Origin of the sequence: Enterobacter sp. PI-10 (genome assembly GCF_027947695.1) — a bacterium.
Taxonomy (GTDB): Bacteria; Pseudomonadota; Gammaproteobacteria; order Enterobacterales; family Enterobacteriaceae; genus Enterobacter; species Enterobacter vonholyi.
On sequence record NZ_JAJNOG010000003.1, the window covers coordinates 264,494 to 276,830 of the forward strand.

Genomic DNA, 12,337 nt, shown 5'->3' on the forward strand with positions numbered 1-12,337 from the left:
CGCCTTTCTTGCCCGGTAAGCGCTAGCGCCACCGGGCTTTTTAACATTACTGCTGCTGCGAAGACTGGATAGCCGTCAGCGCGATGGTGTAAACGATATCGTCTACCAGTGCGCCACGAGACAGGTCGTTCACAGGTTTGCGCATGCCCTGCAGCATCGGCCCGATGGAGATCAGGTCGGCAGAACGCTGCACCGCTTTGTAGGTGGTGTTACCGGTGTTCAGATCCGGGAAGATGAACACGGTAGCGCGGCCTGCAACCGGCGAGTTCGGCGCTTTAGATTTCGCAACGTCAGCCATAACCGCGGCGTCGTACTGCAGCGGGCCGTCGATCATCAGATCAGGACGTTTTTCCTGCGCAATACGGGTCGCTTCACGCACTTTTTCTACGTCGCTACCTGCACCTGAGGTACCGGTGGAGTAGGAGAGCATCGCTACGCGCGGTTCGATACCGAAGGCAATCGCAGAGTCCGCGGACTGGATAGCGATTTCGGCCAGCTGTTCTGCGGTTGGATCCGGGTTGATCGCGCAGTCGCCGTAAACGTAAACCTGTTCAGGCAGCAGCATGAAGAACACGGAAGAAACCAGAGAGCTGCCTGGCGCGGTTTTGATCAGCTGCAGCGGTGGACGGATGGTGTTCGCTGTGGTGTGAACCGCACCGGAAACCAGACCGTCAACTTCGTCCTGCTCCAGCATCAGCGTGCCCAGCACTACGTTGTCTTCCAGCTGCTCGCGCGCAACGGCTTCGGTCATGCCCTTGCTCTTACGCAGCTCAACCAGACGGGCAACGTAGCTTTCGCGAACCACTTCTGGGTCAACGATTTCGATGCCAGCGCCCAGCTCAACGCCCTGAGATGCCGCTACGCGGTTGATCTCATCCGGGTTACCCAGCAGCACACAGGTCGCGATGCCGCGCTCTGCACAGATAGCCGCTGCTTTAACGGTACGTGGTTCATCGCCTTCTGGCAGAACAACGCGTTTGCCCGCTTTGCGCGCCAGCTCGGTCAGCTGGTAACGGAATGCTGGAGGAGACAGACGACGGCTGCGCTCGGAGGTCGCAGTCAGGGATTCGATCCAGTCTGCGTTGATGTAGCCCGCAACGTATTCCTGAACTTTCTCGATACGCTCGTGGTCATCAACCGGCACTTCCAGGTTGAAGCTCTGCAGGCTCAGGGAGGTCTGCCAGGTGTTGGTGTTCACCATGAAGACCGGCAGGCCGGTGGCGAACGCGCGTTCGCACAGCTTGCTCACGCGCGGGTCCATCTCGTAGGCACCGGTCAGCAGGATCGCACCGATTTCTACACCGTTCATCGCGGCCAGGCACGCTGCAACCAGCACGTCTGGACGATCTGCGGAGGTCACCAGCAGGGAACCTGCGCGGAAGTGTTCCAGCATGTGCGGAATGCTGCGCGCACAGAAGGTTACTGACTTCACGCGGCGAGTGTTGATGTCACCTTCGTTAACGATGGTGGCGTTAAGGTGGCGCGCCATATCGATTGCACGGGTGGCAATCAGATCGAAGCTCCATGGCACCGCGCCCAGAACCGGAAGCGGGCTGGATTCCTGCAGCTTAGCCGGGTCAACTTTGATGACTTTCGCTTTGGAAGAGTCGTCGAAGATCTCGGACAGGTCAGGGCGAGTACGGCCCTGCTCATCCACTGGCGCGTTCAGCTTGTTGACGATCACGCCGGTGATGTTGGTGTTTTTCGCGCCGCCGAAGCTGCTGCGTGTCAGCTCGATACGCTCGTTCAGCTGCTCTGGGGTGTCGGTGCCCTGAGACATCACGAAAACGATCTCTGCGTTCAGGGTTTTCGCGATTTCAAAGTTCAGAGACTGAGCAAACTGATGTTTGCGGGTTGGAACCAGACCTTCTACCAGCACCACTTCCGCGTCTTGCGCGTTAGCATGGTAGTTGGCGATGATCTCTTCCATCAGCACGTCTTTCTGGTTGCTGGAGAGGAGAGATTCAACGTGGCTCATCTTCAGCGGTTCGGCCGCTGGCAGATTGGAGTTTTTGCGCACGATGGTGGTTGTCTGGTCTGGCGCATCGCCCCCGGCACGTGGCTGGGCGATTGGCTTAAAGACGCTCAGACGAACGCCTTTGCGTTCCATAGCACGGATCACACCAAGGCTGACGCTGGTCAGGCCGACGCTGGTTCCGGTAGGGATCAGCATAATAGTACGGGACACGGTTTATCCTCTTTCGTTACCGCCGCAATTGGGCGGGTTACAAAACAGCACCGCCAGCATTGCTGGCGGTGTGGAATCAGGCAGTCAGGCGGTGCGCGTCTTGCGCGATGACCAGCTCTTCGTTAGTTGGGATAACGAGAGCAGGGCGGGTGCCTTCTTTGTTGATGAAGCCAGACTTGCCGAAGCGGGCAGCCAGGTTACGCTCGTGATCAACGTCGAAGCCCAGAACGCCCAGTTTGCCCAGGGACAGTTCACGAACCATTGCCGCGTTCTCACCGATACCACCGGTGAAGATAACCGCGTCCAGACGACCGTCCATCAGCGCAGTGTAAGAGCCGATGTACTTCGCCAGACGGTGGCAGTAAACGTCCATTGCACGTTTAGCGTCTTCTTTCTCTGCGTAGTTGTCTTCAACGTAACGGCAGTCGCTGGTGACTTCGGTCAGACCCAGCAGGCCAGACTCTTTCGTCAGCATTTTGTTGATCTGGTCAACGCTCATGCCCAGGGTGTCGTGCAGGTGGAAGATGATCGCCGGGTCGATGTCACCGGAACGGGTACCCATCACCAGACCTTCCAGCGGGGTCAGACCCATGGAGGTATCAACACATTTACCGTTGCGGATAGCCGAAACAGAACCACCGTTGCCCAGGTGGCAGGTGATGATGTTCAGTTCTTCAACCGGCTTGTTCAGGACTTTTGCGGCTTCCTGAGTCACATAGAAGTGGCTGGTGCCGTGCGCGCCGTAACGACGTACGCCATGTTCTTTGTACAGGCTGTATGGCAGGGCATAGAGGTAAGACTCTTCCGGCATGGTCTGATGGAACGCGGTATCGAATACGGCCACGTTTTTGTCTTTCAGATTCGGGAAGGATTTCAGTGCTTCAGCGATACCGATCAGGTGAGCCGGGTTGTGCAGCGGTGCGAAGGACGCAGAGTCCTTGATGCCCTGGATCACAGATTCGTCGATGACAACGGAGCTGGTGTATTTTTCGCCGCCGTGGACGATACGGTGACCAATCGCAGTCAGCTGAGCAGACAGTTCTGGTTTTTGTGCCAGAATAGTGTTAACGATAAAGTTCAGCGCTTCACTGTGAGCGGCGCCTGCACCTAAAGCCGCTTCTTGTTTGCTGCCGTCCATCTTCCACTTGATACGTGCTTCAGGCAGATGGAAACATTCGGCCAAACCAGAGAGGTATTCGTCACCGTTGAGCGCATCGATGATGGCGAATTTCAGTGAGGAGCTACCGCAGTTCAGAACCAGTACTAACTTACTCGACATGGAAGTACCTATTATTGATACGTGGCTAAAAAAACGTCAGTGAGTCTAACAGCGTAACGCATGATGACTCGGACATTTATGATTAACATCATGCCAAACGAACATTGTGGCATGATGGAAGAAATAACTATGATTTTATGCCATTTTGCACAATTTTCAGCCAATGGCATAATATGCAATAATTTGACGAGCTAATGATTCTCGTCTATGGCCCTATCAGGCTGGCACAGGATACCCGATACGGGGTAGAGATGACAAAATATTTTGAACGTTGTCATAGCTTGTTGTGGTTTTGCACGAAAATTTTAATTTTTATATGTGAAGTTGAGGTACAGCCATGTCGACACCAGAGAACCCGTCCGTAAATTTCTTCAGTCTGTTTCGTCGGGGACAGCATTACGCAAAGACGTGGCCAATGGAAAAGCGCCTTGCGCCGATGTTTATTGAGAATCGCACCATCCGCGCCACGCGCTATGCGATTCGCTTTATGCCGCCTGTCGCTGTCTTTACGCTGTGCTGGCAGATTGCGCTGGGTGGGCAGCTTGGACCTGCCGTCGCCACGGCGCTCTTCGCATTAAGCCTGCCTATGCAGGGCCTGTGGTGGTTAGGTAAACGGTCCATCACGCCACTTCCACCTTCTATTTTACACTGGTTTTATGAAGTGCGCGGTAAGCTGGAAGAGGCCGGGCAGGCGCTCGCCCCGGTTGAAGGCAAGCCGGATTACCAGGCGCTGGCGGACACGTTAAAGCGTGCTTTTAAGCAACTGGATAAAACATTCCTCGATGATTTGTGATTGATCATCGAAACGACGACGAAAAGAGGGCACAGTAACAATCAGTTACCGTGTCTTTTTTTTAAGTGCAATGCGCTACAGGAGTCGAAAGATGGAAATGACCCATGCTCAACGTCTGATTTTGTCTAACCAGTACAAGATGATGACTATGCTTGATCCCGATAACGCTGCGCGCTACAGCCGCCTGCAAACCATCGTCGAACGCGGCTTTGGTTTGCAAATGCGTGAACTGGACCGCGAGTTTGGCGAGCTGAAAGAAGAAACCTGCCGCATCGTGATCGATATTATGGAGATGTATCACGCTCTGCACGTGTCATGGACGAATCTCAAAGATCGGCAGTCCATTGACGAGCGTCGCGTCACTTTCTTAGGCTTTGATGCCGCAACGGAAGCGCGTTATCTGAGCTATGTTCGTTTTATGGTGAATACTGAAGGGCGTTATACCCACTTTGACGCGGGCACCCACGGCTTCAACGCGCAGACCCCGATGTGGGATAAGTATCAGCGCATGCTGAGCGCGTGGCATGCCTGTCCGCGTCAGTACCATTTAAGCAGCAACGAAATTCAACAAATCATTAATGCCTGACGGAGGTGCGTGTGCAGTGTAGAGGTTTTCTGTTTGATCTGGACGGTACGCTGGTGGACTCGCTGCCGGTTGTTGAGCGTTCATGGTGCCATTGGGCTGACAGACATGGCATCGACCATCAGGACGTGCTGAATTTTATCCATGGCAAACAGGCCATTACCTCGCTACGGCACTTCCTGGCCGGACGCACTGAGGACGAAATTCAGGCGGAGTTCAAATACCTGGAGCATATTGAAGCCACCGATACTGACGGCATCACCGCATTACCGGGCGCGCGCGAACTGCTTGAGCATTTGAACGAGGCGCAGATCCCGTGGGCTATCGTCACCTCCGGTTCCGTACCGGTTGCCCACGCCCGACACAAGGCGGCAGGGTTGCCGACGCCTGACGTGTTTATTACGGCGGAGCGCGTGAAGCGGGGTAAACCGGAGCCTGATGCATTTTTACTGGGCGCTGAACTGCTGGGCCTCGACCCGGCAGAGTGCGTGGTGGTGGAAGATGCGGCGGCTGGCGTACTGGCCGGGCTGAACGCAGGGAGCCACGTCATCGCCGTTAACGTTCCGGCGGGATCTCCCCGCCTGGAGGAGGCAGATTTGGTGCTCGATTCCCTGACGGCACTGGCTGTTTCGAAAGCCTCTGATGGCGTTGTAACCGTCTCGCTAAAAATGTAAACCCATGATATAGCCCCACGCTGATGGGGCTTTTTTATGGCAAAATTTCTCATCTCCCACTGACAAGGACATGTTGTGAACGGTGAACTGATTTGGGTCCTGAGCCTGCTTTTAATCGCCATCCTTCTTTTTGCAACGGGCAAGGTACGCATGGACGCCGTCGCCTTGTTTGTCATCGTCGCGTTTGTGCTGAGCGGTACGCTCACGCTGCCGGAAGCCTTCTCCGGGTTTAGCGATCCCAACGTTATCCTGATTGCAGCCCTGTTTATTATTGGTGATGGGCTGGTGCGCACCGGCGTGGCGACCATTGTGGGGTCGTGGCTAGTGAAAGTGGCGGGCAGCAGCGAAACCAAAATGCTGATCTACCTGATGGTGACCGTCGCCGGACTGGGGGCGTTTATGAGCTCCACGGGCGTGGTCGCCATCTTCATCCCAGTGGTGTTGAGCGTTTCCATGCGGATGCAGAGCTCGCCGTCGCGCCTGATGATGCCCCTGAGTTTCGCCGGTTTGATCAGCGGAATGATGACGCTGGTGGCAACGCCGCCGAACCTGGTCGTCAACAGCGAGCTGATCCGGGAAGGATTTGAGGGCTTCAGTTTTTTCAGCGTCACCCCGCTTGGGCTGGTTATTCTTGTAATGGGCGTGGTCTACATGCTGATGACCCGTTTTGCCCTTAACGGTGAAAAACAGGACAAAAATAAAGAAGGATGGAAGCGACGCACCTTCCGCGATTTGATTAAAGAGTACCGCCTTACCGGGCGCGCGCGCCGTCTGGCTATTCGCCCTGGCTCGCCGATGGTTGGGCAGCGGCTTGATGATCTGAAACTGCGTGAGCGCTATGGCGCGAATGTGATTGGCGTAGAGCGCTGGCGACGTTTTCGTCGAGTGATTGTTAACGTCAACGGGGTGTCGGAATTCCGCGCGCGTGACGTACTGCTGATTGATATGTCCACCGCGGACGTGGATCTGCGCGATTTTTGCAGCGAACAGCTGCTGGAACCTATGGTGCTTCGCGGGGAGTATTTCTCCGATCAGGCGCTGGATGTCGGCATGGCCGAGGTGTCGCTGATCCCGGAGTCAGAACTGTTGGGTAAAACCGTGCGGGAAATGGGATTCCGTACCCGCTATGGCCTGAACGTCGTGGGGCTGAAGCGTGATGGCGTGGCGATGGAAGGGGCGGTAGTTGATGAGCCGATCCTGCTGGGCGACATCTTCCTGGTTGTCGGTAACTGGAAGCTGATAAGCCAGCTCGGGCAAAAAGGGCGTGATTTTGTGGTGCTCAACATGCCTGTTGAGGAGAGCGACGCGTCGCCTGCGCACAGCCAGGCGCCTCACGCTATTTTTTGTCTGGTGCTGATGGTGGCGCTGATGCTGACCGATGAAATTCCCAATCCGGTCGCGGCAATCATCGCCTGCCTGTTGATGGGTAAATTCCGCTGTATTGACGCCGAAAGCGCCTATAAAGCCGTTCACTGGCCGAGCATTATTCTCATCGTCGGGATGATGCCTTTCGCCCTGGCGTTGCAAAAAACCGGTGGCGTGGATCTGATCGTTAAAGGCTTAATGGACGTCGGCGGCGGGTATGGGCCGTACATGATGATGGTCTGCCTGTTTATCATGTGCGCCACCATCGGTCTGTTTATCTCCAACACCGCGACGGCGGTACTGATGGCGCCTATCGCGCTGGCGATGGCAAAGTCCATGGGCGTATCGCCGTACCCGTTTGCGATGATGGTGGCGATGGCCGCTTCCGCGGCATTTATGACGCCGGTCTCTTCACCGGTGAACACGCTGGTGCTGGGGCCCGGGAATTATAAGTTCAGCGATTTCGTGAAGCTGGGCGTGCCGTTCACCGTGCTGGTGATGGTGGTGTGCGTGGTATTGATACCGGTCCTGTTCCCGTTTTAAGCGTGAGCGCAGAAACGTAGGCCGGGTAAGGCGAAGCCGCCACCCGGCGAAAAATTACAACGGCGAATCCTGACTGATCTCATCCAACGATAAATGGAAGCTCGGTACGAACACCTGCATAAAATAATCCATCTCTTCGCTGCGGCGGGATTCCAGCGTTTTTTCCAGGCGCGTTTTTGCCAGTAAAAATTCGTTATTCCCTGCAGACAGCTCTTCGAGACACTTCAGATAGGCGCAGAGCGCGTCGGCCTGTTTGACCAGCGACTTTTCATCTTCCGTGTACTGATGCTCATCGATGAGCGGCTCAAAGATGTCGCGCAACTCATCCGGCACCATGTCGATCAGCTTCTGCTGGGCAATCTTCTCGATGGCCTTATATTCCTGCGCAATTTGCGAGTTGAAATATTTCACCGGCGTAGGCAGGTCGCCGGTCAGCACTTCTGACGCATCGTGGTACATCGCCAGCAGGGCAATGCGCTCTGCATTGACCTGACCGTTGAATTTGCGGTTTTTAATGGCGGCCAGCGCGTGAGCGACCATGGCAACCTGCAGGCTGTGCTCTGACACGTTCTCTGTGCGCACGTTGCGCATCAGCGGCCAGCGGTTGATGAGTTTCAGGCGGGAGAGGTGGGCAAAGAAATGACTCTGACTCATAGGATACCTTTTGTCTTCACTGCGACAGGCGTTCATTGTGCGGGGAGGGGAGGGAAGATGCAAATCAGGCTACCGAAGTAGCCTGATTTTAAGATTACTGATGGTATCCAGAGAGGAAGCGACCAAAGCGGCTGATGGCCATTTCGAGGTCATCTTCGCGCGGCAGCGTCACGATACGCACATGATCCGGCCACGGCCAGTTAAACGCCGTGCCCTGGACCAGCAGCACTTTTTCCTGCAGCAGGAAATCAAGCACCATTTTCTGATCATCGTGAATATTGAAGCGCTTCGCGTCAATTTTCGGGAACATATAGAGCGCCCCATTCGGCTTCACGCAGGAAACCCCCGGAATATCGTTGATCAGCTCCCACGCGCGGTTACGCTGTTCGTACAGGCGTCCACCGGGCACGATGAACTCGCTAATGCTCTGATAACCACCCAGCGCCGTCTGGATTGCGTGCTGCGCCGGAACGTTGGCACATAAACGCATGGAGGCCAGCATCTCCAGCCCTTCAATATAGCCTTTGGCGTGCTTTTTCGGACCGTTTAATACCATCCAGCCCTGACGGAAACCGGCCACGCGGTAGGTTTTAGACAGGCCGTTAAAGGTGACGGTCAGCAGATCCGGGGCCAGCGCTGCGATTGAGTGGTGCTGTGCCGCGTCGTACAGGATCTTGTCGTAAATTTCGTCGGCAAAGATGATCAGGTTGTGCTGGCGGGCGAGCTCGACGATCTCCATCAGCAGCTCTTTTGAGTATACCGCACCCGTTGGATTGTTCGGGTTAATGATCACGATGCCGCGCGTGCGGGGCGTGATTTTTGCGCGAATATCATCGAGGTCCGGGAACCAGTCGGAGGACTCGTCGCAAAGATAGTGCACGGCCTTACCGCTGGACAAGGATACTGCAGCCGTCCACAGCGGATAGTCCGGTGCGGGAACCAGCATTTCGTCACCGCTGTTCAGCAGCGCCTGCATCGCCTGCACGATCAGTTCGGAGACGCCGTTGCCAATATAAATATCTTCAACGGTAACATCACGCATGCCGCGTGCCTGGTAGTGTTGCATGATAGCTTTACGTGCGGAGTAAAGTCCTTTTGAATCGCAATAGCCTTGTGCAGTAGGAAGGTTGCGGATCACATCAACCAGAATTTCATCCGGCGCTTCAAAACCAAATGGCGCAGGGTTACCAATGTTGAGTTTAAGAACCTTATTGCCTTCCTCTTCAAGGCGTTTTGCCTCTTTCAGAACCGGGCCGCGGATGTCATAACAGACGTTATCTAGCTTGCTGGATTTTTCGATAGGGGACATGAACCTTTAACCTTTTCGCTATTATTGCCACTCCCTGCCGTGGAAGTCAGCACGGAATAATGTACTCCCCCCTCGCTTCGTTTTGAAGGGTGTGCAGTAGAAGATTTTGTGCCGGCAGCAAAAAATTGATAAATCTTTTTCGCTGCACATTCGCTTTTATACTGGCTTAAAGTTGCACTTACGGTACCAGGATGGGGCGAATGTGCTATTAATTTGTCAAAATACTGTATATTGTGCTGAATAAAATAAGTGGTGAGCCGGACGACGGTAGCAATCACCCTGAGTGACTTTTCGTAAATCCTGAATGCTTGAGGAATGTTCCTGTAAAAGCATAATGTGGCTAAAAGTTACTCATGTGAAATTAATGTTAAGTGCCATTAATGAATGGTCTTAATCTAAATTAAAATTTATTTATTATTAACCTATAAAATGCAACTTTAGTTAATTTTAATAAAATTAGTTTAGAAGCTTAACATTCTTCTTTAATCCTCAATATTGCAATAAGACTTATAAATAAAGTGGATTTGGGTTAAGATGTCTTACAGGAAAGCAGGGGGCAGATACACGGTTTTTGTATATCTGTAACTGATTTTCCGAATTAATTGATTGTTATTGTTGGAGTTATCTCTGGCTGGAATGTGTCGAACATCTCCTGCTACGTTGACAGCGCTGCGATAAAGATGGCAGAAAAGGTGTTATACCTTTAATGTAATTTACATAAACCTGCGAACATCTAAATATCCTGAACGTTTAAGAGAATAAAAATAACGTCATGAAACGTGCTTTCTGACTGTTGATATAAAGCAGCACAATAACTATCTGTCAGGCAGTCTGCCGGGCCGGGATGCGAGGGAAAACCTTCAGAGGGAATTGCTTAACTGTTACACACAGCTTCAACCCGGGCAGCTCCGCACGAGCAACCTGAAAGTGAATAGATATGATAAATGCAAATCGTCCGATAATGAATCTCGACCTCGATCTGCTGAGAACGTTTGTTGCGGTCGCCGATCTCAACACTTTTGCAGCAGCTGCTGCCGCCGTTTGCCGAACTCAGTCCGCCGTCAGCCAGCAAATGCAGCGGCTGGAGCAACTGGTTGGTAAAGAGCTTTTTGCGCGTCATGGGCGTAATAAGCTCTTAACGGAACACGGTATTCAGCTTCTGGGTTATGCCAGGAAAATTCTTCGCTTTAATGATGAAGCATGTATGTCATTAATGTTTAGCAACCTACAAGGGGTGCTAACGTTAGGCGCATCTGATGAGTCAGCGGATACAATATTGCCGTTTCTTCTCAATCGTATCAGTTCGGTTTATCCGAAGCTTGCACTGGACGTTAGCGTAAAGCGTAATGCTTTTATGGTTGAGATGTTAAATGAGAATAAAGTCGACCTGGTGGTGACTACGCATCGTCCCGGGCAGTTTGATTGCCTGACGCTGCGTACATCGCCTACGCACTGGTATTGCGCAGCCGAATACGTGCTGCAAAAAGGGGAACCGGTGCCACTGGTCTTACTGGATGACCCGAGCCCGTTCCGTGATATGGTGCTCACGGCGCTGAATGAGGCCAACATTCCGTGGCGTCTGGCGTATGTGGCTTCCACGTTGCCAGCGGTCCGTGCAGCCGTGAAGGCCGGTCTGGGTGTAACGGCGCGTCCGGTAGAGATGATGAGCCCCGATCTGCGCGTTCTGGGAAAATCCGATGGCCTGCCTGCGCTGCCGGATACGGAATATCTGCTCTGCCACAATTCGTCCAGCCATAACGAGCTGGCAAAGGTGGTGTTCGACGCGATGGAAAACTACCATAACCCGTGGCAGTTCGAGCGCGTTACCTCCGAAGGGGGGGATGATTCCCTGATCGTTGAAGGGGATTTTGAGTGATCGCCTGCTCAAAATTCTGGTAACAAAATGTAAGTGTAAAAAAAGGCCACTCGTGTGATTTTCGCATGCAGTGGCTTTTTTTTTGCAATAATATCCGCTTATAGCATATGGATTTTCAGGATACTCTATATTTATCAATAAGCTAAATGATTTTGCTTACATATTGTCCGTTTTCCGTTCTAACTTCATCCATATCCCTCTCATGTTAAAAAAACAGGAAATATGTTGCCGTTTTCCTGGTTGAATTAACAAAAGCGTGTCACAGATCAAGAAAATACTCCTATTTGGGGGGAGGAATCGTTGGCAAATCCTGTCAAAATAGGAGGGTTATTTTTTTTACTTCCGAAACGGACACGATTCAACAACATACATTTGACGGAAAGTCATGCACCCACCAGGGTTAAAGGGCACCAAATGTTAATGAGAATCGCTCGATGTAATTTAATGTGAAGAAACCTTTGTTAAAGTTGACAATAGGTTATAGAAAGGAGTAAAAAACCCCATCATTTTGCTGTCTACGTCTCATTTCTGACAGTTAGTGTAAGGTTATTTGTTCCTCCCCATGAATCGATGTGATGCCCATCTGCCAGCAAGAGCAGTGTCGTTGGTATCACTTTTGATGAGTAAGCAATGAGTATGTCAACATCCACAGAAGTCATCGCTCATCACTGGGCATTCGCAATCTTTCTTATTGTAGCCATTGGCCTGTGCTGCCTGATGTTAGTCGGCGGCTGGTTCCTGGGCGGTCGCGCCCGTGCAAGGCACAAAAACACACCTTTCGAATCAGGTATTGATTCAGTAGGTTCCGCTCGCTTACGCCTGTCTGCCAAGTTCTATCTGGTAGCCATGTTCTTCGTCATCTTCGACGTGGAAGCGCTTTACCTTTTCGCATGGTCAACGTCCATCCGCGAAAGTGGTTGGGTAGGCTTTGTCGAGGCCGCAATTTTCATTTTAGTGCTACTGGCCGGTCTGGTTTATCTGGTGCGTATTGGCGCGCTTGACTGGACGCCTGCGCGTTCACGTCGTGAACACATCAACCCGGAAAACAGTATCTCTAATCGTCAGCAGTAACA

General features: G+C 52.8%; 10 protein-coding genes. 6 read left to right on the plus strand and 4 right to left on the minus strand.

The window, feature by feature from the left end:
• Positions 1-46: 46 nt before the first annotated feature.
• Both pta and ackA read right to left on the minus strand, forming a co-directional pair.
• A complete protein-coding gene (gene pta, locus LRM19_RS09695) occupies positions 47-2,188 on the minus strand; it encodes a phosphate acetyltransferase (RefSeq protein WP_271368583.1) in 2,142 nt (713 codons plus the stop codon).
• Between the two features lie 76 nt (positions 2,189-2,264).
• Positions 2,265-3,467, minus strand: a complete 1,203-nt coding sequence (ackA, locus tag LRM19_RS09700; protein ID WP_033146081.1) for an acetate kinase — start codon at positions 3,465-3,467, stop codon at positions 2,265-2,267.
• A gap of 337 nt (positions 3,468-3,804) precedes the next feature.
• On the opposite strand from ackA, the gene yfbV reads away from it, so the two are divergent.
• The 4 genes from yfbV to LRM19_RS09720 all read left to right on the plus strand — a co-directional run bounded on the left by yfbV (position 3,805) and on the right by LRM19_RS09720 (position 7,425).
• Positions 3,805-4,260 carry a terminus macrodomain insulation protein YfbV gene (gene yfbV, locus LRM19_RS09705; protein ID WP_023312543.1) on the plus strand — a complete coding sequence of 152 codons (456 nt, stop codon included), beginning with the start codon at positions 3,805-3,807 and terminating at the stop codon, positions 4,258-4,260.
• 91 nt (positions 4,261-4,351) lie between these two features.
• A complete protein-coding gene (locus LRM19_RS09710; protein ID WP_023617380.1) occupies positions 4,352-4,846 on the plus strand; it encodes a YfbU family protein in 495 nt (164 codons plus the stop codon).
• 11 nt (positions 4,847-4,857) lie between these two features.
• The gene (locus LRM19_RS09715; RefSeq protein ID WP_115875897.1) at positions 4,858-5,517 is read left to right on the plus strand and encodes a sugar phosphatase; all 660 of its coding nucleotides are present in this window, start codon (positions 4,858-4,860) and stop codon (positions 5,515-5,517) included.
• 75 nt (positions 5,518-5,592) lie between these two features.
• Entirely contained in the window at positions 5,593-7,425 is a 1,833-nt protein-coding gene (locus tag LRM19_RS09720; RefSeq protein ID WP_271368591.1) for an SLC13 family permease, read from the plus strand.
• Positions 7,426-7,479: 54 nt separating this feature from the next.
• On the opposite strand, the gene yfbR is transcribed toward LRM19_RS09720, so the two are convergent.
• A complete protein-coding gene (yfbR, locus tag LRM19_RS09725; protein ID WP_010433329.1) occupies positions 7,480-8,079 on the minus strand; it encodes a 5'-deoxynucleotidase in 600 nt (199 codons plus the stop codon).
• A 94-nt stretch (positions 8,080-8,173) separates the two neighbouring features.
• Entirely contained in the window at positions 8,174-9,388 is a 1,215-nt protein-coding gene (gene alaA / locus LRM19_RS09730; protein WP_008500204.1) for an alanine transaminase AlaA, read from the minus strand.
• Between the two features lie 937 nt (positions 9,389-10,325).
• Between alaA and lrhA the strand changes: the two genes are divergently transcribed.
• Together lrhA and nuoA are read left to right on the plus strand one after the other, a co-directional pair.
• Positions 10,326-11,264 carry a transcriptional regulator LrhA gene (gene lrhA, locus LRM19_RS09735; protein WP_111965271.1) on the plus strand — a complete coding sequence of 313 codons (939 nt, stop codon included), beginning with the start codon at positions 10,326-10,328 and terminating at the stop codon, positions 11,262-11,264.
• A gap of 630 nt (positions 11,265-11,894) precedes the next feature.
• The gene (gene nuoA, locus LRM19_RS09740) at positions 11,895-12,335 is read left to right on the plus strand and encodes an NADH-quinone oxidoreductase subunit NuoA (protein ID WP_014171000.1); all 441 of its coding nucleotides are present in this window, start codon (positions 11,895-11,897) and stop codon (positions 12,333-12,335) included.
• Positions 12,336-12,337: the final 2 nt, after the last annotated feature.

Coding starts and splice junctions, on each gene's coding strand:
- ackA (WP_033146081.1), bottom strand. CDS start 3,467: ATGTCGAGTAAGTTAGTACTGGTTCTGAACTGCGGTAGCTCCTCACTG.
- yfbV (WP_023312543.1), top strand. CDS start 3,805: ATGTCGACACCAGAGAACCCGTCCGTAAATTTCTTCAGTCTGTTTCGT.
- LRM19_RS09710 (WP_023617380.1), top strand. CDS start 4,352: ATGGAAATGACCCATGCTCAACGTCTGATTTTGTCTAACCAGTACAAG.
- yfbR (WP_010433329.1), bottom strand. CDS start 8,079: ATGAGTCAGAGTCATTTCTTTGCCCACCTCTCCCGCCTGAAACTCATC.
- alaA (WP_008500204.1), bottom strand. CDS start 9,388: ATGTCCCCTATCGAAAAATCCAGCAAGCTAGATAACGTCTGTTATGAC.
- lrhA (WP_111965271.1), top strand. CDS start 10,326: ATGATAAATGCAAATCGTCCGATAATGAATCTCGACCTCGATCTGCTG.
- nuoA (WP_014171000.1), top strand. CDS start 11,895: ATGAGTATGTCAACATCCACAGAAGTCATCGCTCATCACTGGGCATTC.